Annotated in this window: 24 protein-coding genes; 2 read left to right on the top strand and 22 right to left on the bottom strand. The window is 65.4% G+C overall.

Features of this window, described 5'->3' with window-relative positions; genetic code table 11:
* Positions 1–6: 6 nt before the first annotated feature.
* The 15 genes from HV793_RS01995 to HV793_RS02065 all read right to left on the bottom strand — a co-directional run bounded on the left by HV793_RS01995 (position 7) and on the right by HV793_RS02065 (position 15785).
* Positions 7–1281, bottom strand: a complete 1275-nt coding sequence (locus tag HV793_RS01995) for a dicarboxylate/amino acid:cation symporter (protein WP_054451875.1) — start codon at positions 1279–1281, stop codon at positions 7–9.
* A gap of 22 nt (positions 1282–1303) precedes the next feature.
* Positions 1304–2176 (bottom strand): ABC transporter substrate-binding protein, encoded by an 873-nt coding sequence (locus HV793_RS02000; RefSeq protein WP_225588892.1) that lies wholly within the window; start codon positions 2174–2176, stop codon positions 1304–1306.
* Positions 2177–2221: 45 nt separating this feature from the next.
* Positions 2222–2422, bottom strand: a complete 201-nt coding sequence (locus HV793_RS02005; RefSeq protein WP_119451867.1) for a hypothetical protein — start codon at positions 2420–2422, stop codon at positions 2222–2224.
* Between the two features lie 12 nt (positions 2423–2434).
* Positions 2435–2821: a DUF4280 domain-containing protein gene (locus HV793_RS02010; protein WP_054451876.1), complete on the bottom strand. Its 387-nt coding sequence runs from the start codon at positions 2819–2821 to the stop codon at positions 2435–2437.
* Positions 2822–2823: 2 nt separating this feature from the next.
* Positions 2824–3513: a toxin-antitoxin system YwqK family antitoxin gene (locus HV793_RS02015; protein WP_119451865.1), complete on the bottom strand. Its 690-nt coding sequence runs from the start codon at positions 3511–3513 to the stop codon at positions 2824–2826.
* Between the two features lie 8 nt (positions 3514–3521).
* Positions 3522–5396, bottom strand: a complete 1875-nt coding sequence (locus HV793_RS02020; RefSeq protein WP_054451878.1) for a type VI secretion system Vgr family protein — start codon at positions 5394–5396, stop codon at positions 3522–3524.
* A gap of 4 nt (positions 5397–5400) precedes the next feature.
* Positions 5401–8097 (bottom strand): type VI secretion system ATPase TssH, encoded by a 2697-nt coding sequence (gene tssH, locus HV793_RS02025; RefSeq protein WP_175212571.1) that lies wholly within the window; start codon positions 8095–8097, stop codon positions 5401–5403.
* 12 nt (positions 8098–8109) lie between these two features.
* Complete coding sequence (gene tssG, locus HV793_RS02030) at positions 8110–9135, bottom strand: type VI secretion system baseplate subunit TssG (RefSeq protein WP_225588891.1); 1026 nt, start codon at positions 9133–9135, stop codon at positions 8110–8112.
* Positions 9132–10895, bottom strand: a complete 1764-nt coding sequence (gene tssF / locus HV793_RS02035) for a type VI secretion system baseplate subunit TssF (RefSeq protein WP_225590381.1) — start codon at positions 10893–10895, stop codon at positions 9132–9134. Before tssF ends, tssG begins: the two co-directional genes overlap by 4 nt.
* Positions 10892–11335: a type VI secretion system baseplate subunit TssE gene (gene tssE / locus HV793_RS02040; protein WP_175212572.1), complete on the bottom strand. Its 444-nt coding sequence runs from the start codon at positions 11333–11335 to the stop codon at positions 10892–10894. The genes tssF and tssE overlap by 4 nt, the downstream gene beginning before the upstream one ends.
* A 63-nt stretch (positions 11336–11398) precedes the next feature.
* Positions 11399–11893: an Hcp family type VI secretion system effector gene (locus HV793_RS02045; protein WP_054451882.1), complete on the bottom strand. Its 495-nt coding sequence runs from the start codon at positions 11891–11893 to the stop codon at positions 11399–11401.
* Between the two features lie 67 nt (positions 11894–11960).
* Positions 11961–13472 (bottom strand): type VI secretion system contractile sheath large subunit, encoded by a 1512-nt coding sequence (gene tssC, locus HV793_RS02050; protein WP_054451883.1) that lies wholly within the window; start codon positions 13470–13472, stop codon positions 11961–11963.
* A gap of 83 nt (positions 13473–13555) precedes the next feature.
* Positions 13556–14098: a type VI secretion system contractile sheath small subunit gene (gene tssB / locus HV793_RS02055; protein ID WP_054451884.1), complete on the bottom strand. Its 543-nt coding sequence runs from the start codon at positions 14096–14098 to the stop codon at positions 13556–13558.
* Positions 14099–14288: 190 nt separating this feature from the next.
* On the bottom strand, positions 14289–14918 hold the full coding sequence (locus HV793_RS02060) for a hypothetical protein (RefSeq protein ID WP_054451885.1): 630 nt from the start codon (positions 14916–14918) through the stop codon (positions 14289–14291).
* Positions 14919–15080: 162 nt separating this feature from the next.
* Entirely contained in the window at positions 15081–15785 is a 705-nt protein-coding gene (locus HV793_RS02065; protein ID WP_054451886.1) for a glutathione S-transferase family protein, read from the bottom strand.
* A gap of 104 nt (positions 15786–15889) precedes the next feature.
* Here HV793_RS02065 and HV793_RS02070 point away from each other — a divergent pair, with 104 nt between their 5' ends.
* Positions 15890–16219 (top strand): winged helix-turn-helix transcriptional regulator, encoded by a 330-nt coding sequence (locus HV793_RS02070; RefSeq protein ID WP_175212573.1) that lies wholly within the window; start codon positions 15890–15892, stop codon positions 16217–16219.
* A 27-nt stretch (positions 16220–16246) separates the two neighbouring features.
* On the opposite strand, the gene fes is transcribed toward HV793_RS02070, so the two are convergent.
* From fes to HV793_RS02095, 5 genes are all read right to left on the bottom strand, one after another.
* Positions 16247–17842, bottom strand: a complete 1596-nt coding sequence (fes, locus tag HV793_RS02075) for an enterochelin esterase (RefSeq protein WP_244958576.1) — start codon at positions 17840–17842, stop codon at positions 16247–16249.
* Between the two features lie 42 nt (positions 17843–17884).
* The gene (locus tag HV793_RS02080) at positions 17885–19513 is read right to left on the bottom strand and encodes a PepSY-associated TM helix domain-containing protein (RefSeq protein WP_175212574.1); all 1629 of its coding nucleotides are present in this window, start codon (positions 19511–19513) and stop codon (positions 17885–17887) included.
* Positions 19514–19528: 15 nt separating this feature from the next.
* The gene (locus HV793_RS02085) at positions 19529–19819 is read right to left on the bottom strand and encodes a hypothetical protein (protein ID WP_054451890.1); all 291 of its coding nucleotides are present in this window, start codon (positions 19817–19819) and stop codon (positions 19529–19531) included.
* The gene (locus HV793_RS02090) at positions 19806–20093 is read right to left on the bottom strand and encodes a hypothetical protein (protein ID WP_175180636.1); all 288 of its coding nucleotides are present in this window, start codon (positions 20091–20093) and stop codon (positions 19806–19808) included. Before HV793_RS02090 ends, HV793_RS02085 begins: the two co-directional genes overlap by 14 nt.
* Before the next feature lie 91 nt (positions 20094–20184).
* Entirely contained in the window at positions 20185–22359 is a 2175-nt protein-coding gene (locus HV793_RS02095; RefSeq protein WP_175212575.1) for a TonB-dependent receptor, read from the bottom strand.
* A 333-nt stretch (positions 22360–22692) separates the two neighbouring features.
* On the opposite strand from HV793_RS02095, the gene HV793_RS02100 reads away from it, so the two are divergent.
* On the top strand, positions 22693–23364 hold the full coding sequence (locus HV793_RS02100; RefSeq protein ID WP_175160400.1) for a lysozyme inhibitor LprI family protein: 672 nt from the start codon (positions 22693–22695) through the stop codon (positions 23362–23364).
* 61 nt (positions 23365–23425) lie between these two features.
* Here HV793_RS02100 and HV793_RS02105 read toward each other — a convergent pair whose 3' ends face one another.
* Both HV793_RS02105 and HV793_RS02110 read right to left on the bottom strand, forming a co-directional pair.
* Complete coding sequence (locus HV793_RS02105) at positions 23426–24325, bottom strand: arginase family protein (RefSeq protein WP_175212576.1); 900 nt, start codon at positions 24323–24325, stop codon at positions 23426–23428.
* A gap of 147 nt (positions 24326–24472) precedes the next feature.
* Entirely contained in the window at positions 24473–25654 is a 1182-nt protein-coding gene (locus HV793_RS02110; RefSeq protein WP_119452017.1) for an MFS transporter, read from the bottom strand.
* Between the last annotated feature and the right edge of the window lie 125 nt (positions 25655–25779).

A 25779-nucleotide genomic window follows, 5' to 3' on the forward strand; every position in this document is an offset into this window, starting at 1 on the left:
GGCCTCCTATACCCGCAGCGGCCGCGGGCAAATGACCGACACCGCCGCCGAGTTGCCGATCACCAGGATCAGGGTGCGCAACATGTCGCATAGCGGATCGATGGCCAGGAAGAGAATGAAGGCGGCCTCGAACGGCAACCCCAGATAGGCGCAGGTGATCCCGATGAGCGACACGGTCACCAAGCCCGTCATGCCGGCCGACGCAAAGCCGGCCAGCACCGACACCAGCAACACCGTGGCCACCTCGCCCACGCCCAGCGGGCGTCCATACAGCTGCGCAATGAACAGCGTGGCGCATACGTAATAGACCATCGGCCCGACCCGCAGCAACGACACGGCCAGAGGCACAAGCAGTTCCACCCGAGCCCGGGCGAATCCGAGCTTGTCGGCCAGGCTTTCGATCATGCTCGGCATGCAGGCCGCGCTGTTGCGCGTCGCCAGCGCCAGCGCGAACGGCGCGCGCAGGGCTTCCAGCGTCACGGACAGCGGCTGGTTCGAACGCTTCCAGATGACCACCACCGCCAGCGACAACAGCAGCACGGCCACCGCAAAAAAGGCCAGAACGAACTGCGTCATCGCCTGCAGCGGCTCGATGCCAGACTTGGCCATCTGCGAGGCGCTCATGCAGAACAGGATCAGAGGCAGGGGCAGGCTGAGCCAGTGCATCAGCTTCTGGCAAGCGCAATACACGGTCTCGAGCACCTGGCTCAAGCCTACCGAAATGCGCTCAGGCACATAGCCCACCGCGATCCCGAACAGCAACGCGAACACCAGCGACTTCAAGGCGTCGCCGCTGGCCAGCGCGGCGAAGATATTGGTCGGCACCAGGCTGCCGAGCAGGTCGGCCAGGGTCAACGTCTTGGCGGGCACATCGGCGCCGTACAGATTCATCACAGTGACGCTGGAGGCGGAATCGCTGCCGACGATGAGGCCGAATGCCTGCAATGTCGCGCTGGACAGGTCGGCGCCGGGGTTCAGGATGAGCAGCACGGCCGCCCCGACCAAGGCCACCAGCGCGGCGGTGCCGGCGAAGACCGCCAGCACGCGCAGAAAAAGACGCGATGCGCCGCCGTCGCGAAACAGGCGCTGCAGGCTGAATATCACCGCCGAGATCATGAACGGCAAGGTCGTCATCTTCAGGAAATCGACGTACACCTCGCCGATCAGCGACAGGCTGCGGGAAAATGCCGGCAGGTAAAGCCCGGCAAGGCCGCCCAGCACCAGGCTCCCCAGCACCAGCCAGGGATTGAGGACGATCGCGTAGAGTCGTTTCAGAGTCATGATGGTCCAGCTTGCGCCTGCCTCAGTGATTGGTGGCCTGCAAGACCACGTTGACGTCGAACCGCTCGCTGCGGTCCGCCAGGTACAGGTTGATAAAGCCCAGCAGCGCCTGATCCGACGCATTGACGGCCATGCCGAGCGTGTCCTCCAGATCCTGCAGCGTCACGACCCGCAACCGCAGCGAAGCCGTGGGATCGATCTTCAGCACGCGCTTGACCTCGAATTCGTCACGGTAGGCGGCGGTGACCTCTCCGCTGTCCAGCGCGGCCAGCACGGCCTGCCAGGTGGGGTATTGCCGCACATCGGCCTGCGGAAAGTTGGCCGTCACGTAATCCGCATAAGAGGATTTGGCCACCACGCCGATCGTGCCGGTATAGGCGCGTATCACCTCCGGCACCGAGCGGCCCCGCGCCAGTTGCGCGAACTTGACGCGGTTGAGCAGCAGGGCGCGCTTGAGCGACAGGTATGGCGCGCTGAAGCTGACGACCCGCGCCCGCGATAGCGTGCGCGACAGCTTGCTGATGGCAAGGTCCGCCTGGCCTTCGGCCAGCAGGGTCACCACGCCGTCGAAGGTCTGGGCCTGGCGGTTGAAGCGCACCCGCACTCCCAGCTTCTGCGCGATCTCCCGCGCGAAATCCACGTCAAAGCCACTCAGCTTTCCATTCCGTTCTTCGAAGAACGGCGGCTGGTCCACGCCCAGCAATGCGACCACCAGTTCCCCCCGGTTGATGATCCGGGCAAACTCAGGCGCCAGCAGGGCGCCGTTGTCCATCCGCACCACGCCGGTCTGCGCCTGAGCGGCCGCGCCCCAGGACATGGCCGATGCCGCGCAGAAGAACGTCGCCAGCACGGCGAGACGAACGGACCGGAACAGGGTTTTCAATAGGTGCAACATGCAAGGCTCCGGCCTGTCAGTAGCCAAAAGGAAGAAGCGGGGAACTCAGTCATGGCGGTCCGCCTTGGGCGCCGCGGCCTCTACCGTGGCGGGCGCGGCGGCGGCGATACCCGGCGGCGCGGCTGGCGGTTCCGACAGGCGGGCTCCGATCTGGAAGCCCAGCAGGAACAGCAGCACGCAGAGCAGGACGGCGCAGGCCAGCGTGACGGTCAACATTCGGGGAGTCAGGGAGAATACGTAAGACATGCGTTCACATCCTCAGGGAACCAAAGTCGTGACCTGCGCGGGCGCCGTGATCCGGATCAGTCCACCCCAGGTGCAGAGCAGCATCGACGCGTCCTGCAAGGCGGGCTTGCCACCGATCAGCACGGTGGGTGAACCGGGCAGCCAGGGGCCGGGCGTAGCGGGCATGCAGGGCATGGGCGTCAAGGCGCCCAAGGCCGCGGCGGTGGCCGCGGCAACCGCCGGATTGCCCAGGCAACTGCACATGCCGAAAGGCGCCACATTGGCGACTGGCGCATGGTCCATGATGGTGGCAGCTGGCAATGCCCCCGCCAGCACGCCCGCAGGCATTACATTCAGCACGGACGGCGCCGCGCCAAAGCTGCACATCAGGGCCGAACCCGTGGTCACTTGCAGGGCCATGGCTATCCTCTGATCCACTTTTCCAGGCGCGCGCCGAAAGTGGGAGATGACGGTTCGGAGTCTGCCGGCTCCAGGCGGCGCCAAGGCTGCTCCGGCGCACCATTCACGTAACGGCGCTCGGCCAGCGCAGCGCCATCAGGCGCGTAACGGCGGGCGATGCCGTGCAATACCCCCGCGCGGTACGGAGACGCTGCCAACAGCGTGCCGTCCGCAGCGTAGTCACGCGTTTCGCCATCCAGGAGGCCCAGGCGATAGCTTTCGCGGCGGACCACGACACCATCTTGCAGGTATTCGGCCATGCCATCGAGCCTGCCCATCAGGTAGGTCTGCCGCAACGTCTCCAGGCCCGACTGCGCATATGCCACGCAAGGTCCGTGCAATAGCCCGAGCTCATACTGCTGGCGCGACGCCAGCTTGCCATCGCGATAGGACAGCGCTTCGCCATGCAACCTGCCCTCGGCGTAAGACGCTACACGCAGCAACGCGCCAAATTCGTCGTGTATCCGCAGCGAGCCGGACAGGCGGCCCTGCCGGAACTCCGCCTGCAGCAACACTTCTCCGTCAGCGCCATATCGCGTCATCGGGCCTTGCGCCACGCCGGCCTGCCAGGAACTGCGCGCCGAGAGGCGGCCGGCCTCGTCCAGCTCTTCCATGATCTGGATCTCGGGCAAGGAGGTATCGGAGCTATGCATGGCGCGCCTCAGTTGATCTTGACCAGGCCGCCCTTGAGCGCCAGCAGGCCGCCGCCATCGACGGTCTGCGTCGCCGTCGCCTTGTGTTCGATCGTCAGCGCCTTGTTGCTCAGCGTGGTTGCGGCTTGCGCGGTCAGCGTCGACGCGCTTTTGATGCTGATGGAGCCTGTGACGTCGATGACAAGATTGCCGCTGACTTTCAGCGTGTAATTGCCGGCCACGTCCTGAGTAAATGCCGCCCGGTTGGCGTGCGTTTCCTCGCCATGGACCTCGACGCTGCGCACACCCTGCACCACATGCGATTCCTTACCCTTCTGTACCTCGATGCGGCGGTCTCCCCGCTTGACGATGCGGCTTTCATTACCGCCAACCTCCGTCTCAAGCGCGTCCTCGATGACGACCCGCATGTCCTTCTGCGCATGCAAGTACAGTTCTTCCGCATCGAGTTTGTCCTCCATGCGGATCTCATTGCCCGCCACGCCGCGCTTGGACGAGCGCGACCGCATGACGCTCTGCGTCTGCTCCGCCGGCAGCTGCACGGGCAAGGTCTGCTGCTTGTTGTAGACCGTACCCGTCACCAGAGGCCGGTCGGGGTCGCCATCGACGTAACTCACCACCACCTCCTGGCCGACTCGGGGCAGGAACCAATGCCCCCACCCCTGCCCCGCCACACTCTGCGATACCCGTACCCAGCAGGAGCTGTCCTGGTCTCGCGCGGGGCCGTCATCCCAATGGAACTTCAGCTTCACCCGCCCATGCGCGTCGGTCCATATCTCTTCACCCGCCAGCCCCACCACCTGGGCGGTATGCGTCCCGGTGACCATGGGCCGGGGCGTCACAGGCCTGGGACGGAACGGCACGGCCTCCGGCAGCACGTCAAAGCGGTTCCGGTATCCCTCCTGGGTCGCGTCGTGCGTGACGGCCCGCAGAACGTAGGACACATTCAGAGCGCTGTCCGGGTGACCGGCCAGTTCAAAGCGGGAACCGGCCGACAGGCCATGGCATCCGCTGACGCCGCTGCCCACCTGCCCGTCGGCCTGTTGCGCAGCCAGCCTGATGGCGGCCTTGCGGTCGCCGTCCGCGGCGTCGGCGTACTTGCCGGGATAGACATAGTGCCGGGCGTCGGGCAACAGCGCCGGCTTGCGCGATGCGGCAAGGGAAGTGCTCGCCGTGAGATAGTCATAGTCCGCCAGCACATGCCCCGGCGCCACGATGCCGTGCGCCATCTCGAACGCATGCACGCGGTCCGGGTCCGCCCCATCGTCCTTGTCCAGCGCGCACTGCAGGCGGGCGGCATGCGCATTCACGGAATGCGCGGCGGGGCTGTCGGCCAGCACCAGCGTATGCCTGCCATCGGCGCCGTCGAAGAAATAGAAGATTCCCTCTTCTTCCATCAGGCGGGAAATAAAGTCGAATGGGCTTTCGTCGTACTGCACGCAATAGGGACGCCGCGGATAGGCGCCCGCTCCCAGCCGGGTCTCGAATGCCACCTCGTAGCGTCCCAGCGTTTCCTTGACGATGTCCAACGCGGTCTTGTTCTGGTGTATGGCACGGTCCCGCCCCAGCGTCAGCAGCCACAGGCGCGGCTGCAGTTCTGCCAGGTAGTAGGCATGCCCGCGGTCCGCGCCCAGGTGCACGAAGCGCGTGACGATTCCGTTGAAGTGCCGAGGCCGCTGACGCGGGCGCTGCAATGTCACCGTGACGGCCTTGCCGACGATCGCTCTCGCATCCAGCGCCTTGTTGGCCGACCTCATCCTGAGATCGAACCGGAACAGCTCCGACATCGCCTCGCGCCCGCTGAAGGATTCCAGCAACAGGACGTCCTTGCCGAACGGCGTGGATACCGAGGCAAACCAGTGGGCTTGGGTCTGATCGGCGGCCATGGGCTTATCCGGTCTCCGCGTCGCGGAATCGGAAATCGATCGCACCCGCGGGCGTCAGGCCCAGATGGACGCCGCCGAACGGCGCGGCCACGGAAATGCGTTCCAGCACCTGGCGCGCCAGCTCCGGCAACACCGCCTGCGTCAGGATATGGTCCACATTGCGCGCCCCGCTGTCCACTTCCTTGCAACGCGCCGCGATCGACTGCGCCACGGCGTCGTCCCAGCTCAGGTTCGCGTGGTGGTTGCGCGCGAAACGCCGGGCCAGGCGTTCCAGCTTCAGATTGACGATGGCATTGATCTGGCTATCTCCCAACGGGTAGTAGGGAACCATCACCAGGCGGCCCAGGAACGCCGGGCTGAACTGCCGCAACAACGGGGCGCGCAAACGCTCGGCCAGGGCCTCTGGGGAGGGCCGCGCCCCGCCCCGGCAGGCATCGGTGATGACGTCCTGCGACGCATTCGACGTCAACAGGATCAGGGTGTTCTTGAAGTCGATGGAAACGCCCTCGCCGTCCTCCATGGTCCCTTTGTCGAACACCTGGAAAAAGAGCTCGAGCACGTCGGGATGCGCCTTCTCCATTTCGTCCAACAGCACGACGCTGTAGGGACGGCGCCGCACCGCTTCGGTCAGCACGCCCCCGCGGCCGTATCCCACATATCCTGGCGGCGCGCCTTTCAGGCCCGACACGCTATGCGCTTCCTGGAACTCCGACATATTGATGGTGATCATGTTGCGCTCGCCGCCGTACAAGGTATCGGCCAGCGCGCACGCGGTCTCGGTCTTGCCGACGCCGCTGGGACCCAGCAGCAGGAACACGCCCACCGGTTTGCCAGGATCGTCCAGGTCCGCGCGGAAAGTACGGATGCGCCGGGCGATGGCGTCCAGGGCTTCGTCCTGTCCCACGATGCGTCCGGACAGTTTCTCCTGCAGATACAGCACGGTGTGCAGCTCATCGGCCAGCATCCGGCCCACCGGAATGCCGGTCCAGCCGGAAATCACTTTCGCCACGACCGAAGAGTCCACGCACACCGGCACGATGGGCTCGTCGTTCTGCACTGCCTCAAGGCCTTTTTCCAGGCGGGTCAGATTGGCGGTCAACGCGTCCAGGTCCTCTTCGTCCGCCGCCTTGTCGCTGCCGGCCACGACGCGGTCGGCGATACGGCGGCGCCACGTCAGGATTTCAGCCACCGCGCTGCGTTCGGCTGCCAACTTCTCTCCCAGTCGGCGGTGCTGTTCGCGTTGATCCTCTATCTGACGCTGCGTCGCCGCGATCGCGTCATGACGGTCCGTGCCCGTGGCGGCCTCGTGGCGCAGTATGCGCAGCTGGTTCTCGGCCGCCTCTATAGCGCGCCCAAGGGCCTCGATTTCTTCCGGCTCCGCGCTCTGGCCGATCGCCACCCTGGCGCAAGCCGTATCCAGCACGCTGATCGCCTTGTCCGGCAACTGCCGGCCGGAGATATAGCGGTGCGACAGCTTCACGGCGTCCCTGACCGCGGCATCCAGGATCTCGACGCCATGATGGGCCTCCAGCCGTTGCACCATGCCGCGCAGCATTTCGACGGCCGCCGCCTCGGTGGGTTCTTCCACCTTGACGACCTGAAAGCGCCTTGCCAACGCCGGATCCCGCTCGACGTAACGCTTGTATTCGGCCCAGGTCGTGGCGGCGATGGTGCGCAATTCGCCGCGCGCCAAGGCCGGCTTGAGCAGATTGGCGGCGTCGCCCTGCCCTTCGCTGCCGCCCGCGCCTATCAACTGGTGGGCCTCGTCGATGAACAGGATGACCGGCGTCGCCGACGCCTTCACTTCACTGATCACCGATTTCAGCCGGTTCTCGAATTCGCCGCGCACGCCCGCCCCGGCCTGCAGCAGCGCCAGGTCCAGGGAGCGGACCGATACATTGCACAAGGCCGGAGGCACGTCGCCTTGCACGATGCGCTGCGCAAAGCCCTCGACCACGGCGGTCTTGCCCACGCCGGCCTCGCCCGTAAGAATGGGATTGTTCTGCCGGCGGCGCAGCAGCACGTCGACCAACTGCCGGATTTCCGCATCCCTGCCACGCACCGGGTCGATCGCCCCTTCGCGCGCCAGGGCCGTCAGGTCGATCGTATACAGCTCCAGCGCCGATTGGCGCGTCCCGCCCTCGCCCGGCGTCGGCATGACAGGCGCGCCGCCGGCGGGCAAGCCCGCGGCTCCCGGCCCGGACGGGGGAGACGAGGTTCCAGCGTCTTCCGCGCTGCCCGCCAGGATGGACGGCAATGCCGCTCGCAAGTCGGCCCGGGAGATGTTCAGCAATCCCGGCGCCGACTCCAGCAGCAATCCGCGCAGGCTGTCGACCTCCAGCAACGCCAGCAGCAGGGTGCCGGACCGGATCTGCTGCTGCCCCAGCAGCATCGAGCTGAGCAGCCATGCCTCCTGGAACATGGGAGGGAAATTCGGCGACAAGGACGGAGTGCGGCCGTTGCCCCGCTTGAATTGCTCCTGCGCGCGCTGCAATTGCGCCGACACGTCTTCCGCCCGGATCTGGTAATGATCCAGCACCGCTTTCAGATCGGGAGCGGCGGTTTCCAGCAGCGTCAGCAGCAAGTGCTCGACATCCACGTTGTAATGCGTCTGGCGCACGCACTGCTGCGCCGCCAGTTCCATCGCGTGCTTGCAGACCGGGTTGAGCCGGGCCAGCAGCGTGCGGATGTCGATATCCATGCCGGATTTGCCTTATGTACGGTTGGCCAATGGGGAAGCGGACGCCATGCGCGCCGTCAGGCGCACCGGCGCCGGAGCGAGGGTCTGCCGCTTAGCGGTGGCCCAGCTGGTCCACCCCAGCCGGGCTGCTGCCGCGCCGCCCAGCACGCACGCACCGGCGCGCGGCTGCGCGTGCAGCACGAAATCCACGTTCAGGTCTCTCCGGAGGTGACTGCGGATCAGCCACAGCGCCAGTTCGTGGTCCGCGCCCCCGGGTAACAGGCGCTCGAACCGGGCGGGACTCAGGTCCAGGAATTCGATACGGATCCCGGCCCCCTGGTCCCATACCCGGCGGCCCAGCGCCCGCGACGCATTCAACGCCAACCCCTTTCCGCCCAGGCGCGAATGATCCTTCGCGTCCAGCGTCCGCCATTGCCCGATGAATTGCCGGCCCAGCACCTTCAAGCCCAGACGGTCCGCCAGCAACGCCAGCAGCCCGGTCATCGATCGCGTCGCCACGCCCAGCAGACCGGCGTGCCTGACCCACAGGCGCTGGCCTTGCGGACCGGCCTCGTCGCGGGCATAGCCCAGGTCGCTCAGCGCATCCAGGCAGCCCACCAGCGCCGACGCATGCGGCGCGGACGCGTTAAGGCCCAGCGCGTGCTTCTTGCGGCTTCGGTAGAAGAAGGACAGGAAGCGGTGGTTGAAGATATCCAGGAAATCTGCGGTGGCGTGATCCCGCGACGCCCGCCGCTGCAGCACCAGTTCGGTGTACGCCAAGGGCAACGGACTGCTGGCGCCGGCAAGTGTCATCACCGGCGTAGTCAAGGCGTAGCGTGTCTGCATGGCCTGGCCCCAACGCCCCGCGTCCTGCTTCCGGGCGATGGCACGCACGTCGCTGGCCTCGAACGCGACCGACACATGCCCGTGCAGGCGCACAGCCTCGCCGTCGCCATTTCCGCGGCCCAGCGGCGCGGCCGCTGGCGTCGCGCGCTCCAGCAGGGCGATCGCCTGGAACAGGTTGTAGCGTTGCGGGCGGGAGAGCAGCCGGGCGATCATAGCGATTGCTGGTAGCCCGTCATGGGCTGCCACTGCTTCCATATTTCGTCGCCCCGGCGCACCGCCAGCCGCACGAACGAATTGACCGATGTATACATCGCAAAGAACCGCGCCAGCACTGCGCCCAGCAGCAGCGGCGATCCTCCCACGAACGCATCGGCGTCGAACTCCACCGTGACTTCCATGCCGTGGCAGAAGCCGCGCCAGGCCTCCTTGCCCACATGCGCCGTGACTGGGCGCGCACTGACGCCCTTGAGGCCGCGGATCAGATCCTGCTCACGCGTGCTGCCGGACGCGAACAACTGCAGGATCTGCTGCAGGCGTTTGTGTCCGGTCGATGACTCCACCAGCGACTGCTGATTCAACGTCAGCAGCGACACCAGGCGCCACAGCGCGTCGCCGCCCAAGGGCGGGTTGCGCTGCGCGGTGGGCTCGTACAGGCATTGCACCGATACGTTCTGCGCCACACGTTCGAACACCATGCGGGCGCCCACTGGCACCTGCTCGGCAAGGCGCCGGTTGGTGCAAAGCAGATTGGCATAGACCACGGGTTCAACGGGCCGGCGAATCTCGTTGCGGGCATCCACGAAGCTCAGGAACATGTCGGTGCCGCTTACGCGGTCACGCAGGCTGTGTTCCCTTCGGGCAGACCAGAACAACGTACCGCGAGCGGCGTCCGCGTGCTCGACCTCCGCATAGCTGGGCACGGGAATCGAGCGCTCGGCCGCCGGATCGGACAGGATCACGGACAGCACCGAATGCACTTCCGTCGTCTCGTCACGGCGCTTGTCGGCCACCAGGCGATATTCGTAATGGCTATCGTCGATCGTGACCGGTTCGCTGGTCTGCGCGTACAGGTTGATCACCGGCGTGCAACCCAGGCGGAAATGCTGGGCGCCTATCGCGCCCAGGCCGCGAGCCTGCCTGTCCAGGTGCAGCGCGATCTGGCAACGGCGCCCCTTGAACGGCAGCCCCCGCGGCAAATCCAGGTCAAAGAAATGGAACTTGCGCGGAAATGCGAAGTACTCCTGCATCAGGCCGTGCGCCGGCAATCCATTCGGCGGCTGCGGCAATACGCTCTCTTCCGGCGCATATCCCACTTCGCGCCAGGCCGTCAACGGCAGCGGCACAACGCCGCCCCCTTCGGCATAGAGCGATATGCCGGCCACGCCCGCCGCCAGCAACTCGTACAGCGGCATCGTCACCATCCAGTCGCCCTGCAGGTGGATGCGCAGTGTGCGGATTTCCAGCTCCGACAGCTCCACGCCGGAATCGCTTTCCAGCTCCAGGCGCAAAGCCTGGTCTTCAGAGAAGCCGGCGCTTCCTATCCTCAAGGGCCACAGCGTGGCATCCCAGGCGGTGCGGAACCGGCAAAGTTCGCCGGCCTCGGTCCGCGCCGCCAGGCCGCTATGCCGCGGCACGGGCAGTCCGGCCGTCACTTTTCCCTGGCTGCCGTCCAGAGCCAGCTGCACCACGGTCATCGACGGGATGGGCTGCACCAGCGTCGGACAGACGTTGTCCAGCATCGCGGCGGCGATCTGGGGAAACTCCTGATCCAGGTCGCGGTGCACCCGGGCCGCCAGGAACGCAGTGGCTTCTATCAGGCGTTCGGTATGCGGATCTGGCGATTCCGTGCCATGCAGCGCCAGCCTGGATGCCACCTTGGGATAGCGCAGCGCGAAGTCCGCCCCCTGATTGCGCAGGTAGGACAGCTCGCGCTTGTAGTACTGCAGGATGCCATCGGACGCCAGATCGGTCATGACCCGCCCCCCGTCCCGCTCTGCGCGCCTGCCAGCAGTTCGAATGCCACGTGGTTCACCGCGCCGCCGACCCGCATGTCGGCCCGGATCTCCAGCCGGCATGGGCCTATCCCGTTCGCGGCGGGCGCCATGTCCACCGACACATTGGACAGGCGGGGTTCATAAAGGGCAATGGCCTGCTTGACTACAGCAGCGACGGCCTCGCGATCCGACGCCGACACCGGCGACCGCGCCGAGTAGTCGGGCACGCCGTAGTCGACCACCGTTGCCGCCGAGCGTGAAAAGGCCTCGAAATCCAGGCGCGAACGCGTGTTCAGCAGGCGCTCCAGGTCCCTGGCCACCGCCAGTCTCTGCGCGTCGGCCCCCGCCAGTTGCGACTCCGCATCAGCCGCCAGGCGGTCAAACAAGGGCACGGGCGAATAAAGGGTATCGGTCGGCATGTTGCGGGCGTTCCTGTACGTGCACCGGCGCCGCGCCCGCACATGCGGGAGCGGCGTCCGGCATTACTTCTTGGGCGCGGCGGTGGACTTGTTCGTCGCCAGGTCCCAGCCGAACGATGCCGTGCCGGCCTTGTTGCCGGCGGTGGCCTGCTGGGTGTATTCGATGGAGAGCTTGCTGAAGCACAACGTGAAGCTGTCGCTGCCGCCGCCCTCGCCCAGCGCGGAGTTGATGGACGAGACCATCGCATTGCCCAGTACGTACTTCACGTGCAACAGGAACGACCCGCTCTCGTTGCGGCCGATGAGTATGGTCGCGTCGTTCAGCTTGGCGCCGGACGCGCACGCGTTGTATAGCGCGGGCGTGGACTGGTCCATTACCTTGGTAAACGCCATTTCCGAGAAGCTGGGCCGGCCCAGGGCGCGCTCGGTGTTGGCCATGTCCATCGACATCGGCAACATCACGCCATGCGAGGCGCCCAAGAGGATGATCGCGTCGGCATGGCCGTCCAGAGTGGAGTTGCCTTTGATGTTGTTGATCTTGAGCAGGATGGTATCCATGGAATTCCGTGTTCGAAGAGGATTCGGTTGGCGTGCGCCGCCGACTGGCGGCGCGCGGTTCGAAAGTTCAGGCAGCCGCGGCCGGCAGGTCTGCCACCAGGCGGATGGACGCGGTCAGCTCTTCCATCTGGAAATGAGGCTTGATGAAGCAGGTGGCGCGGTACGCGCCGGGCTTTCCGGGCACCTCCGTGACGTCGACGCGCGCCTCGCCCAGCGGATAGCTGGCCTTCTGTTCCTGCGAGGCCGAGGGGTTGATCAGCACGTAGTCCGCAATCCAGTTGTTCAGATAGTTCTCGACGTCCGTACGCGACTGGAAGCTGCCCACCTTGTCGCGCATCATCACCTTGATGTAATGCGCAAACCGCGACGCGGCCAGCACGAACGGCAGGCGTGATGACAGCTGCGCATTGGCATTGGCGGCATCCTTGTTGTAGACCTTGGGCTTGTTTGCCGTCTGGCTGCCGAAGAACGTGGCCTGGTTCGAGCCCTTGGCGTTCACGAACGCAATGAACCCCAGGTCGCTGAGTTCCTTTTCGCGGCGGTCCGTGATCGTCACTTCCGTCGGGCACTTGAGCGCGATGTCGCCTTCATCGGTCTTGTAGGCATGCGCGGCTATGCTCTCCACCTTGCCGCCGCCTTCCACCCCGCGGATCGCGGTCGACCAGCTGTACTTGGCGAACGCGTCGGTGATGCGCAGACCCAGCTGGTAGGCGGAATTCGCCCACAGATACTTGCTGTGATCCGAGCCGTCGACGTCCTCTTCGAAGTTGAACGTATCGACCGGCTTGGTCTTGGCGCCGTAGGGCAGGCGCGCCGCATAGGACGGCAGCACCAGCGCCACGTAGCGGGAATCTTCCGACTCGCGGAAGCTGCGCCACATGGCGAGCTCGGCGCTTTCGAAGACCTTGGAGAGATCGCGCGTGACGCCGAGGTCCGTGTACGATTTCAGGTCGAAGAGGCTGGGCGCGGCAGAGGCGATGAACGGCGCGTGCGCGGCGGCCGCGACCTTGGAGATGCGTTCCAGTAGCGCCAGATCCTGCGGATGCCGGCCAAATGCGTAATCGCCTATCAGCACGGAATACGGACTGCCGCCGAACGTGCCGTACTCGTCTTCATAGACCTTTTTGAAGAGCAGGCTCATGTCGTGATCGACGGCCGACTCCAGGTCTTTCAGCAATTCCTTCTTCTTGACGTTCAACAGCCGCAGCTTCAGCCGCGAGCTCGTCTCGGTGCCATGGACCATATCGTGCAAGCCGGTCCACGATGCTTCGAGCGCCTGGAAGTCCGGCGCATGCATGATGGCGTTCAGCTGATCCGTCAGCAGACGGTCGATTTCCGCCACGCGCTCATTGATCATCGCCACCACCGACTTGTCCGGGCTGGTGCGCATGCCTTCGTCCAGGATCTGGGACGCCAGCTGCCCGAGCAGTTTCTTCGCGTAGGAATTCTGCGACGGCTCCACCGCCATATTGCCTTCCTGCACGATGCGGTCCAGCAGGCTGAGTTCGCCCGCCTGCGCCGCTTCCTGCGTTGCGTTGCCTCCAACCGCCGCCGTATCGGCCGTCTGTTTGCTTGCCATGTTCGTCACCCTGAGAATTGAAATTGCCCGCGCGCGGCTTCGGCGCAAGGCCTGCCCTGCGCGCGCTGACGTTGCCGTCCGCGTTAGGCCGACGGCGCCGTTGCGGCCGGTTCGGCCACATCGCCGGCCGTCCCGCCAGCCTGCGCTTCGCTCTTGACGGCCTTGAGCTCCTCGGTGCTGCGCACGATGCGCTCAAGGATGGAGTCCAGCTCGTCATTGCCATCCAGCTTGGCCAGCAGGTCGCGCAGTTGATGCCGCGCCTCCAGCAGCTTGGACAGCCGCGGCACCTGCTCGACCAGGGATTCGGGATGGAAGTCGGCGAACTTCTCGAAGTTCAGCTCAATGCGCAGATTGCCTTCGCCCTTGGCGGTGTCGGGCACGGACAGGTCCAGGCGCGGGCGGATCTTGCCCAGGATTTCGTCGAAATTGTCGCGGTCGATCTCGACGAAACGGCGCTCTTTCAGCTTGGGCAGCGGCGTGGCCGGCTGACCCGAAAGATCCGCCAGCACGCCCACCACCATCGGCAATTCACGCTTCTCGATCGCGTCGCCGGTTTCAACGTCATACGTGATCTGAACCCGCGGCGGGCGGTTGCGGCCCACCCATTTCTGCAAGCTATTGGACATGACCCTCTCCGAAGAAACCACTCGTACCGCACAGCGAGCGCTGCGCTTTGCTGGTGCGAACAATAGCGCCGGCCTTCGGGGGCTACATCGGACTTTAGTCGTAGTATTTTGAAATTATCAGAAATTTCCATCCTGCTTTTGGATGAGAAATGACTTAGGCGCAACCTTGAAACTGCGGGCCCGACCCGCGTCAGCCCGGCTTCGCGGGGGAGCGTGTCCTTGCCAGAAAATTTCCCGAGGGCTGTGCTGACATCCACTGGATTTTCTCGACAATTTCCTTCGGGCTGCCCGTGGTGGAAACGAATTCATTGGCCTCTGGAGCGGCGGCTGCGGCATTGGCAACAGGTTCCCGCTTCGTCACGAGCAGGCAGGAGCGCGCCATGCCCATGTCCCTCGCAGGTCGTGCCTCGCGCAGAGCTCTCAAGTGACTGGCCGGCAGAAACTCCCCACGGTGCACCAACTGGCGGCATTCGGCCACAAGCAGCCCGACGCTGGCGGCATAGCAGACTTTCGCCACATTCTTCGCGCCATGCAGGGTCGCGTTCTCGGGCGCGCGCCGGTACTCGAAAAAGGTCGAAACGTAACGCTCTGTGCCCGGAACGGACCCCAGGCTGCCGGGACCGGCACTATCCATCCAGACCATCAAGCCCTGGAGGTTGTACGACCAGAGCAAGAGAGACTGGCCTGGCCTCAGCTTGCCTATGCGCCAACCTACCGGCGGGGCGGGTTTGGAAAAGAACTGCCCCAGCGTCTCCGGCTTGCTCCGCACCCGATTTGTCTCCACCTTGTCCAGTATTGTCCTACCCAGAATCAGACTCATGAGCCACCCCTTCCTGTGCTCTGCCCTTGGCAGCAAGCCCGCAGGATAGCTACCGTCCGCGGGCCGCGCATGGGACTTTGGTCTTACTGGGGCAAAGACTCGAGGACGGCGCACGGACAGCGGCGGGGCATTGCCGCCCGTGCGCCGGATGGGGCCGGCCGTCTACTTTCCATACGTCGCGATCAGCGTTTCCAGCGGCACATGGCCCTGGCACAGTCCCGGATAACCGGGGCTTGCTCCCTCTTCCAACGAGATCGCATATTTGACCGCCGGGTCGCTTTCCAGCCGCTGCCGCAGCGCCGCCAGCCTGGGCCAGCGGGACTGGGCAGCGACCTCATGGAAGTCCAGCCAGCGCGCAACGCCCACCAGCACGGCGTCCGCCAGAGTCGGACGATCGCCCATCAGGAACGGAGTCTCGCCCAGCATCGCTTCGAGCTTGTCATGGCGTTCTATGACGCGTTGCGCCCCCCACTCCCGCAGCGTTTTCTGCAAGGCCGGATCAGGCGGATCCATTTCCAGGGCGACCCAATGCGGGGTGAAGGCGGCGGTGAAACCAGTGTTCAGAAAAGCCATGAACTGGTGCATGCGGTCGGATTCCGGCGACAGCGGGTCAAAGCTGATCCTGCGCTCGTCATCACGGTTTTCGATCCAGCGCGCAATCGCCATGGTTTCCGTGAAAACCGCGCCCTGTTCGCTGACGAATGCAGGCGTCTCGTGGCGCGCGTTGATCCGCGCATAGGAGGGCAGACGCATTTCGCTCAGCATGTCCACGCGGCACAGGCGATAGGGTTTGCCCAGCCACTCCAGCGCAGCGACGAGCCCCATGGAACTTCCCAGCGGAAAGCCATAAACAAGAATGGGTTCCAAGATTTCTTTCTCCGTAGATGAGGGTCACGCTGCGCAGCGGATTGAATTCTACGGATCTGCTAGGCTAAGTAAATTACGCACATTTTTGTCACCATGACCCGCCCATGAAAGACCTGGTTTCGCGTTGCCCCATCGAGGAAGTCATGCAGATACTGAGCGGCAGATGGCCGACGCTGCTGGTCTATTACCTCAAGGAAGGCACCAAGCGTTTCAGCGATCTGCGCCGCGACAATCCGACCATCTCGCATCGGATGCTGACGCTGGAGCTGCGCAAGCTGGAGTTGGCCGGGATCGTCCAGCGCACTGATTTCGATGGCTATCCGCGGCGCGTGGAGTACGCGCTCACGCCATCGGGAAAGACGCTGGTGCAGCTGCTGGATGCGCTGGGCGACTGGTGGGATGAGCACGGCGAGGCGTCCGAAGACGCCTCCTGAGCAGGCCTGCCAGCTTTCAAGCCGGGCTTATCCGCCCCCCTGCTTGCCAGTGCCGATCAGATCCAGCAGGCCATCCGACAAGGTCCCGCGCCAGACCAGGTAATCATGTCCGCCCGCCACCTCGCGGTGCGTAACCAGATAGCCCTTGGCACGCAGCACATCCCGCAGATGCCGGTTGGTCTCCAGGATGCCCGGCTGGCCGCCGCGTCCGGACTCGAACAGGCCGGCGCCAAGGAAGAAGCGCACCGGCAGCTTGCGCACCGCGACGAATTGCCGCGTCAGCCACTGGTCCTCCTCGCCCGCCGGCGACCACCAATAGGAACCTGATTGGCTGAGCACGTTGCCGAACACTTCGGGGTGGCGCAACGCCGCATAGGCCGATGCCAATCCGCCGTAGCTGGAACCGCCGATGACGGTGCGCGCGGCAGGCGCGCTGATGCCTTGCTTGCGCGCCCACGGCATCAGCTCTTTCGCCAGGAAGTCCGCAAAGTCCGGGTTGGGCGGCAATTCCTGGCTGCGGGATTCCGCCGTAGGGTTGTCGATGAGCAGCGCCGCCGTCGGAGGAATGACGCCTGCGGCGATCATGTTGTCCAGAATGGTGGGCGTGGGCACGCGGCCCAGATAGGCGCCGGCGTCGAACAGCACCAGCACGTGATTGTCCGCTGCGCCAGACTGCCAGCCAGCAGGACGGTACAGGTGGATCTTGCGCGTGTTGCGCATGAGATCGCTGCGCAGCTCCATGGTCTCCACCGTTCCCTGCCGCACGCCCGCGCGGGGCTCGACCCAGGGCTGCTGCGGCGCGTCCGCCAGTTCCAGCATGGAATAGGTCTGGTACGCGTCGACGCCGCGCGCCGGGTATGCCTTGGGATTGTGCGGATCGGCCTGCGCCGTGGCCAGGATCGCGCGGCGCCGCGCCATGCCGGAGCCCGGAAGCTCGGGCACATCGGGCGCCAGGCGATATGACAGGCGCGTGGACCTGGGGACGACGAAGCTGGCATGCCAGACATCGGAGTTGCCCAGCCGCGCCAACTGAGCATGGTCCGACGACGGCCCGCCGAACAGGCGCACATTGCGTTCGGCGCCGCGCCACAGGAATGTGACGCGGTCATGCCCGGCGTCCACGGCCTCGACCAGCGGCGTGCCTTGCTGCGCCACCTCATCCCAAAAGGCATCCGTCGTGCCGCCCGCGGCCAGCGTCGCCGCCAGCGCGGTCAGGCGCGGGCTGTCGAGCGCCGCCGCGGGCGCACGTTGTCCCGCAAGGGGCAGGCGTTCCGTCACGGCCCAGCGGAACAGGCCCTGGCCCTGCGCGCGAACGGTGTAGAGGCCATCCTCCGGCGCCACCAGCATCAGGGCTCCGGCCGGCTTTTCGCCGTCGCTCAGCCGGCGTACGTGCTGCCCGGCGCTGTCCAGAAGATCCAGGGTCACGCCGGATTCGGCGGCCCAGGTGCCCGCGAGGAACTCTCCCTTCTGTAGCGAAATTCGTTCGTCCACATGGGCCTCGGGTGTGACGGCGCCCTGCCTGGACTGCGCCGCGGCCATGCCCGGCGCCACGCCTATCATCGACACCGCCAGCGCAGCCGACGACATCCAATCCCGCCATTCCAATCTGTTCTTTTTACGCATGTTCATCCATTCGTTTGTTCACGGCCCGTTCGCGGCGGTCCGCTATCCCTCGCGCGCGGCGAGCCTTCTGGGCGCCCATACGCTGTCCGCGTCGCCCCGTCCGATCCTGCGCGCGCTGGCCTTTGCCATCCAGGCAAATCCCAGCCCTGCCGCCAGGGCCGTCGCGTCCACTGCCAGCGCCGCGGCCGACGTGTGCGCCCAAAGCCCGGAGGCAGGAAACAGCCCGCCCACGAGCGAGGCCGCGGGTATCGCCAGCGTCAATGCTGCCGCGACCCATAGCAGATGCACCCCTGCCGCCGCGCCTCCGCGCAGGAAGGCCCAGGCCAGGCTGGCGAAGAACGCCATGTAGTACAGCGCCCGCAGCCAGGCATTCAGATCGCCGACGTGCCCGCTCAACCCTTTGGACGCGACCATCATCAACGAAATGCCACACACGCATCCCAGGCAGACGCCCACTGTCGCCGACGCCATCAGCCGCGTGTCCAAGCGCTGCACTGGAATCTCGCCCGTCTGCCGGTCGGCGCGCTTGCGGCGGGTTTCTATCCACAGCAGGTTGCCGCTATAGAACAGCCATGCGCCCGCCAGTCCAAGCAGGAAATAAAGCCACTGCACTGCCGCGCCGCCGAAGGAAGCCATGTGCAGCGCGAAGAAACTGCTGACCCAGAGGTTGGGCGCGTCCTGTCCGCCCGGCAGATAGTCGCGGTTGAGCACCTTCCCGCTGTAGGGATCGAGCGCCACGAAGCCGCCTCGCGCCCGCGGCGATACCGCACTGTCGTCCTTGCCCCAGACGCGTACGATGGCGCGCGGGCTGGCGACCTGTTGATACTGCAACCCATAAGGCTCGAAGCCCGGGGCGAGGGCGCGCGCCTGGGTCAGCAGTTCCGCCGGCGTCAGCATGTCTGCAGGATTCCGGACCTCTCCAGCCGGCGCGCCGCCGCCGGACCGCTGGAAGACGGATTCCAGCTTGCCTTCGTACATGAGCTTGTCCTGCAGATCGTAGATTCCGTCGTGGAACGCGAACACGACGGAGCTCAGCGCCATGACGATGTGAAATGGCAGCGAAACAATGCCCACCACGTTATGCGCATCCAGCCACATGCGCTTCAGGTTCTTCCCGACCCGCAACGCGAAAAAGTCCTTGACCAGCGACGGCAGCAGCACGATCACTCCCGACACCAGGGCAATTGCATAGAGCGATGCGACGATGCCCATGAACCAGCGGTTGGGATCGCTGTCGACAGGCAGGCCCACCACGCGGTGAAGCACATCGATGAACGGCATCAGCCCACTGGGCGCGGCCTCCTCCAACCGCAGCTCGCCGCGCGCATCCAGATAGGCGACATGGTGGCGGATCGACGATTCATCGTGATCGTCGGCCTGCCCGTCACGGACTTCCCAGGACATACGGGCCGGCACGTGTTCGGCGTCCTGCAGATGGATGCTGAACCCCTTGGCCACATCCGGCCGCGCTTGCAGGGTTCTGGCGATAAGGTCGGGCGCGTCTTCCAGCGCCACGGGCGCGACGGCCGCGGGCGGCGTAGCCCAACGGGTCAGCGGCTCTTTGAATACGGTCAGCGCACCGGCGTAGAAGGCGATGAACAGCGCCATGCCGGTCAGGATGCCCGTCCAGGTATGGACGGATTTGTAGATGCGTATGTAGTCGGCTCTCATGATCGCGGACTCCCTTCAGATCGCCTTGACGACAAGCAGTCCGCCATAGAGCAGCACGCAGGCTCCGCCCAGCCAGATCCACGCGCGCAGGCCGCTGGCGAAAAAGTAGACGGTACTCGCGACGCCGAGCCAGACGGGCGGCACCAGCCACATGGCCAGCTGCGAACGCGTCGCCAACGGAATGCCGGCAGTCAATGCGGCCAGCGTTGCGCTGGCGCCCATGGCCAGCGCGAAGCCGAGCAATGCGCCCGCCAGGCTCTTCGATATCCAGTCGCGCCGGATCGGCGCGGGCTTAACGGGCTTCATGCGTATCGCTACCGCGCAGGCCCGCCAGTACGCCCAGGTACGGCATGAGGCTGAAGAACAACATCAAGGCGGTGCAGAAAACGAACACGGCCGCGACGGCAGAGAATGCGCGCAGGCAACCCCAGCCGCCCAGCGCGAGCAGCAGAATGCCAGCGACGCGGGCGGGCAGGACCGGCCAGGACGTGGCGCCCCATCGCTGGTTGGGCGAAGCGCGATAGATACAGAAGCTGCCCAGGAACAGGCTCGCCAGGCTGGAAAGAATCAGGACTTCCATGGTCACCCCAGGATGAAATGCCCGAGACCTGCCTGCCAATCCCTGCTCCGAATCGACTGTCCGGAACAGGGACCGGCAAAACATCCCGCATTCAGAAACTGATGCTGGCGGAGGCGGTTACGGTGCGCGCCGGCCCCAGCGTCACGATAGGCGTCGTGTCGCTGAAACTGCCGGCGTAATAGTGCTTGTCGAACACGTTGTTGACATTCAGCCGGTACACGACGTCCCGGCCGTTGATCTGCGTGGCGTAGCGGGCGCCCAGGTCCAGTTGGCCCCAGCCCGGGATCTGCAGTTTGTTGGCCGCATCCGCGTACTGGCTCGAAGTCGCCTGCACGCGCGCGCTCAGCGTCACGCCGGGCACCCACGGCGTGTCCCATTCCAGCCCGGCATTGGCCTGCCAGCGCGGCGCGCCCACCGCGGTATTGCCGTCATAGCGGCCATACGAGGTCTTGACCTGCGTGCCTTGCGTGTAAGTGACGCCGCCCAGCACGCGCAAGCCCGCAGCCAACTCGCCGAAGGTATTCCACTCCACGCCGCGGACACGCTTCTCGCCGCCGTCCGCATACGTAGGCTTGGCCGTGGAGCCCTCCGTCACCAGCATGGGCTTGTCTATCTGGAAGAATGCCAGGGTATTGGTGAAAGTGCCGGCATTCCACTTGACGCCCAGCTCCTGCTGCTTGGTCTTGTAGGGCGCGAACACCTGGCCATAGTTGCTGGCGCTGGTGTCCGTGACGCTATCGCCCTTGCTCAGGCCCTGCACGTAGTTGGCATACAGCGAGACGTCCGGTCCCCAAGGTTTGACGACGATGGCGACAGCCGGTGTCACGGCGTCCTCGTCATAGCGGGCCGTCGTCTTGCCGGTCTTGTCGAAGTTCGTCGTCTTCACGCGCTGGTTGCGCAGGCCGCCGGTCAGGAGCAGCTTGTCGTCGAAGAAGGACATGGTATCCACCAGCGCCAGGCTGGACAGCGTGTTCTCCGCCGTCTTGGGCGCGCTGCCCGGCACCGCAGGCATGACCGGCGTGATCGGGTCGTAGATATTCGACTTGAAAGTCGATGCCGGCCCGGTGGCCGACCCGTCTTCCAGCTTCAGCAAGGAAGCCTGGAGCACCAGCTCGTGCCGTACGTTGCCCGTGTTGAACCGCGTGCGCAGCCCGCCCTCGGCCGAGGTGGCATCCGTGTAGGCGCGCTGGCCGATGATGGAGCCGGTGAAATTGCCATTGGCGTCGATCTGCCGCGCATGGGTGCCATTGATCAGGCCCGATTGATGGCTGTCGCGCCTGCCCACACCGGCAAAGGCCGATACGCTGTCATTGAAGCGGTATTCAGCCCGCGCCATGACCGCGTTGCTCTGGATGCTGCCATAGCCGGTGCTGAACTGGTTGATGCGAGGATCGGGCGCTTCGGGCACGACCGAACCGCCGAACCAGAACATGGCCGGCGTGCCGCCCGAAAACGACTCCTGGCTATGGTAGGCGTCTATCGACGCGCTCAGGGCGCTGCCGCGATAGTCCAGGCCGGCGGACAGGAACTCGCGTTTTCTGGATTGGCCGTCCAGCGTGGTGGCGCCGTCGCTGAAGGAACCGTTGACGCGCGCGCCCCATTCATTGGCGGAGCCGAAACGGCGGCCGGCATCGATGGTCGTGCCCAGCTGGCCGTCGGCCTGCCAGTTCACGCCGAAGGTGGCATTGGGCGTGTCTTCCGCCCGCTTGGGCACCAGGTTGATCGTGCCGCCCACCGCGCCGCTGGGCGCCATGCCGCTGAACAAGGCGTTCGGGCCTTTCAGCACCTCCACCCGCTCGACGAACTCCAGCGGCGTGCGCCCCATGGGCGCCAGGCCATACATGCCGTTGATCGCCACGTCGTTCTGGTTGACGTCGAAGCCGCGGATGCGGAAGTTCTCGTAGGCGTGTCCGCTCGACGTCGTGAACCGCACGGAAGGATCGTTGGCCATCACGTCCGCCAACGTGCGCGCCTGCTGGTTCTGGATCAGCTCGGAGGTATAGCTGGTGACGTTGAATGGCGTATCCATCACGTCCTGATTGCCCATCAGGCCCAGGCGCGCGCCCTGCGCCACCTGCCCGCCGGCATAGGGCGCGGGCAAGTCTTCCTCCGAGACCGAACCCGCGGTCACGGTGACGGGCTGCAGCGTCGTGGTTTGCGCCGCGGTCTGGGCGGCGGCGCTGGCGGGAAGAATCAAGGACAGCGCGACTGCCGGGCTAAAGCACTGGACGCACAGCGAGATAGTCAACTGAGTTTTCTTGGCCACAATTCATCGTTCCGATATCTAAATGCGAATGCTTATCAGATGAATTATATATTTAAGAAAGCACCGTTCGCCAAGAAATCAGGAGTCCGCGGCCAGAATCCGCTCGAATTGGCACGCAATTCAATAAGAATCAAAGGCTTATATTTTTTTGATTGACATCCCAACGCAAAATTCTGCGGCCTCGGTTTGGAAGTCGCCAGCGCGGGCGCGCTTGGCAGAAGCGACAAGGCCATCCCGGCGTCCCCAAGCACAGTCCCCGCCGGTAAACTGCGCAGTCCTCTCGGCGCCGACAGGCCCATCGAACGCTTATATAACCCTGGAGAGCTACACAAGATGATCCGTCATCTGGTCCTTGCAGCATCGTTGGCCGTGGCAGGCAGCGCCGTGGCAGCCCCCTCTTTCAACTGCGCCAAGGCCGCGACTCCGGTCGAAAAAGCCATTTGCGCCCACCCGGCGCTGGCCGACCAGGACGCGGCCATCGCGCAGCAGTACAAGGCGGTACGCGGCAAGCTCGACGCCGAGGCAGTCAAATCGCTGACCGCCGACCAACGTTATTTCCTGGGCGTGCGGGACAATATCTATGCCGAGCCCTTTTCGGGCAGCACGCCGGTCAAGGAGATCGGCACCAGCATGCGCTACCGCCTGAATTTTCTGAAGTCCATCGATCCGCAGCCGCCTGCCGGCTTTGTCGGCAAGTGGAAGAACGTCGAAGGTGAAATTGAAATCACCCGCGGCGCCGACGGCCAACTGCTCGTGGCCGCCAATTCGGCCCAGCCCTACAACGGCCGCTGGGTCTGCGATCTGAGCGGCAAGGCTGTCGCCGTAGGCGACAGCATCATCGTCACCTATCAGGACGGGCCGCCGTGGACGCTGGACCTGACGCGCCGCGGCGCTGTGCTGGTGGTGCGAGAAACGCCGCCCGCCGGGGTCGAGAAAGACGGCTTCGGTCCGCCGTTCTGCGGCATGAACGGCAGCCTGGAGGGAGACTGGTTCGCGGTGCGCTGATCAAAGGCATTCCGCAGCCGCACGCAAACTCGATGCGACTGCGTGCCGCCGGACACCACGATTACACCGATGACGCAGCTGTTCCAAGGGCTGCGGCCAGCAAATCGGCCAGGCCACGCCCGGCCCTGCCATCTTCATCAAGACGCGGATTGTAGATAGTGATCTCAAGGCCAACGGCCTTGCCGCTCGACAGGGCAATCCGCAGCGTGGCCGTCAGCTCTTCCCACGACAAGCCGCCAGGCACGCGGAAATCGACGGCCGGCATGATGGCGTCGTCAAGACAGTCTGCGTCGAGGTGGATAAAGAAACCATCCAGCTCTGCTCGCGTCAGATGATCGACTGCCTGCCGCGCAGCAGCCTCGATGCCCATCGAACGCACTGCGGGGAGATCAAGCGTCTTGAGCGCTTCAGGGAGCGGCTGGCTGCCGTACTCTTCCTGGTCCTCATGATCGCGATACGCGAACGCAACGGCGTCTTCAGGGCGGACCAACGGCCCGCGCCCTTCGATGTCGGCCAATAACGGCGGACCATGGCCGGTGACGAAGGCAAGATCCATCGAAGCGCCTTCGCCGTTGGGTTCCGCCTCCGGTTGGAAAAAGTCCGCGTTGCCGTCGATGAAGAGCAGACCGTAACGGCCGCGCCTGCGCAACGCGAGCATGGAACCCAGCAGGATTGTGCAATCGCCGCCTAGCAGCACCGGAAACTCGCCCGCATCAAGCAGCGCGCCCACCGCGTCGGCAAGCTTGGGCGACCACGCCGCAATGGCCTTGGCGTTCAGGGTGCCGGTCTCGGGATCCGGCGTCGGATTCTTGGGAGGTACGGCAAGTCGCCCGGCGCGGCGTGCACGGATGCGCTCAGCAAGGCCGTGGGCCAGCAGCTGATCAGGCAGGCATTCCACACCGTCGGTCGCCAAGCCTAGCGTGGAAGGGGCTTCGAGGATTGCATAGGAGAGAGTCGGCATCAGCGCCTCCGGGGCGGCCATTCCGCAAAAAATATGATGCCAGACTACAAATTGCGGCGCGAAAGCTCAATCCGACACCGTATCTTCCGTTTCCCTACGGAGACGCGGGCGGCTCCCATGACCCGTGCGAGCCCTGGAGCAAGACCCTCAAGCCTGCGCGCGGCGCGGCAGCCAGCGCCAGAACACGCCGGCCGCCACCAGCCCCAGCGTGCCGACACCGAACGATGCGCCGCCGAGCGACACCAGGGCGGTCAGCACCGACAGCGCCACGGGTCCGCCGCTTGAGCCAAGGTCGGCCATGAAACGCCAGATGCCGAGGAACTGCGTGCGCGCGCCCGCTGGGGCGGCGTCGGCGCCCAACGTCATGACGATGCCCGATCCGATGCCGTTGCCGAAGCCCAGCAGCGCCGACACCAGGATGAAGCTCGCCACCCCGTCGGTAAGCGGGATCGCCATCAGGCTCAGCCCCATCAGCAGCGTGCAAGGCAATGCCACCCACAAGCGGCCGCGCTGGTCCATCACTTTGCCCGCCGGATAGAACACCGACATATCGACTGCGGCGACCAGCCCGTAGATGAGCGAAGTGGTGGCGGCGTCGAGGCCCAGGTGGTCTGCCCACAGGGGAATCACCACCTGGCGCGACGCGCGCAGCGCGCTGATCAGCATCACGCCCACGCCGAGCGTGGCGTACACGCCGCGATGGTCGCGCGCAACCTCGCCCATGCGTGCGCGCGGCGCGCCCGCGCCCGCGCCCGCCGAAGGCTCGATATCAGGCGCCTTGATGGCAATGAGTCCTGCGCCGAGCATGGCGCAGATGGCAATCCAATAGGCGCCATCCAGCCCCACGAAATGAATCAGGGCCGCACCCGCGAACGGGCCGAAGAAAGTACCGATCCGCGTCGTACCGCCGAGCGTGGACAGGGCGCGCGCCCTGTACGCCAGCGGCACGACCTCGATCATGTAGCTCTGGCGCGCCAGCTGAAACACCGACTGCGCGCATCCTTGCATCAGCATGGCCAACGCCAGCACCCAGAGGTTGGGCACGCCAATCACGAGCAGCAGGCCGACCACGCTCAACACCGCCGCGCCAGCCATGGCGCGCTTCTCGCCGAAGCGATGGGTGATCAGCGCGGACGGAATATTGGAAAGCAGCGAGCCAACCCCGATGAGGGCGGCTATCAGGCCGGCGGTGGCTATCGACGCTCCTTGATCGCGGGCGGTGAGCGCGATCACGGGAAGAATGGCGCCGTTGCTGATGCCATAGAGCAGCGACGGGCCGAACGCCGGCACGGCGATCTGCTTCAGATTGAACGAATCGGGTTGCGACATGGCGGGAGAATGGGAGACCGGCCGCCTGTCCGCCGCCTTGCCACGGGGCACGGGACCGGTCCGGCGGACATTGGCGCGGGATGCCGGAAGTGTAGCTGGCGCCCCTCGCGCCCGCCTGTCGGCCA

The organism is Achromobacter aegrifaciens, from assembly GCF_902859965.1.
Lineage (GTDB): Bacteria > Pseudomonadota > Gammaproteobacteria > Burkholderiales > Burkholderiaceae_B > Achromobacter > Achromobacter aegrifaciens.

Bases quoted from the DNA above. Each gene is read 5' to 3' on its own strand.
- HV793_RS02070 (WP_175212573.1), top strand. From the start codon at position 15,890: ATGAAAGACCTGGTTTCGCGTTGCCCCATCGAGGAAGTCATGCAGATA.
- HV793_RS02015 (WP_119451865.1), bottom strand. From the start codon at position 3,513: ATGCATAGCTCCGATACCTCCTTGCCCGAGATCCAGATCATGGAAGAG.
- tssC (WP_054451883.1), bottom strand. From the start codon at position 13,472: ATGGCAAGCAAACAGACGGCCGATACGGCGGCGGTTGGAGGCAACGCA.
- tssF (WP_225590381.1), bottom strand. From the start codon at position 10,895: ATGACCGATCTGGCGTCCGATGGCATCCTGCAGTACTACAAGCGCGAG.
- tssE (WP_175212572.1), bottom strand. From the start codon at position 11,335: ATGCCGACCGATACCCTTTATTCGCCCGTGCCCTTGTTTGACCGCCTG.
- HV793_RS02060 (WP_054451885.1), bottom strand. From the start codon at position 14,918: ATGAGTCTGATTCTGGGTAGGACAATACTGGACAAGGTGGAGACAAAT.
- HV793_RS02100 (WP_175160400.1), top strand. From the start codon at position 22,693: ATGATCCGTCATCTGGTCCTTGCAGCATCGTTGGCCGTGGCAGGCAGC.
- tssG (WP_225588891.1), bottom strand. From the start codon at position 9,135: ATGATCGCCCGGCTGCTCTCCCGCCCGCAACGCTACAACCTGTTCCAG.
- HV793_RS02105 (WP_175212576.1), bottom strand. From the start codon at position 24,325: ATGCCGACTCTCTCCTATGCAATCCTCGAAGCCCCTTCCACGCTAGGC.
- HV793_RS02005 (WP_119451867.1), bottom strand. From the start codon at position 2,422: ATGTCTTACGTATTCTCCCTGACTCCCCGAATGTTGACCGTCACGCTG.
- tssH (WP_175212571.1), bottom strand. From the start codon at position 8,097: ATGGATATCGACATCCGCACGCTGCTGGCCCGGCTCAACCCGGTCTGC.
- HV793_RS02000 (WP_225588892.1), bottom strand. From the start codon at position 2,176: ATGTTGCACCTATTGAAAACCCTGTTCCGGTCCGTTCGTCTCGCCGTG.
- HV793_RS02110 (WP_119452017.1), bottom strand. From the start codon at position 25,654: ATGTCGCAACCCGATTCGTTCAATCTGAAGCAGATCGCCGTGCCGGCG.
- HV793_RS02090 (WP_175180636.1), bottom strand. From the start codon at position 20,093: ATGGAAGTCCTGATTCTTTCCAGCCTGGCGAGCCTGTTCCTGGGCAGC.
- HV793_RS02085 (WP_054451890.1), bottom strand. From the start codon at position 19,819: ATGAAGCCCGTTAAGCCCGCGCCGATCCGGCGCGACTGGATATCGAAG.
- HV793_RS02080 (WP_175212574.1), bottom strand. From the start codon at position 19,513: ATGAGAGCCGACTACATACGCATCTACAAATCCGTCCATACCTGGACG.
- tssB (WP_054451884.1), bottom strand. From the start codon at position 14,098: ATGTCCAATAGCTTGCAGAAATGGGTGGGCCGCAACCGCCCGCCGCGG.
- HV793_RS02020 (WP_054451878.1), bottom strand. From the start codon at position 5,396: ATGGCCGCCGATCAGACCCAAGCCCACTGGTTTGCCTCGGTATCCACG.
- HV793_RS01995 (WP_054451875.1), bottom strand. From the start codon at position 1,281: ATGACTCTGAAACGACTCTACGCGATCGTCCTCAATCCCTGGCTGGTG.
- HV793_RS02010 (WP_054451876.1), bottom strand. From the start codon at position 2,821: ATGGCCCTGCAAGTGACCACGGGTTCGGCCCTGATGTGCAGCTTTGGC.
- HV793_RS02045 (WP_054451882.1), bottom strand. From the start codon at position 11,893: ATGGATACCATCCTGCTCAAGATCAACAACATCAAAGGCAACTCCACT.
- fes (WP_244958576.1), bottom strand. From the start codon at position 17,842: ATGCGTAAAAAGAACAGATTGGAATGGCGGGATTGGATGTCGTCGGCT.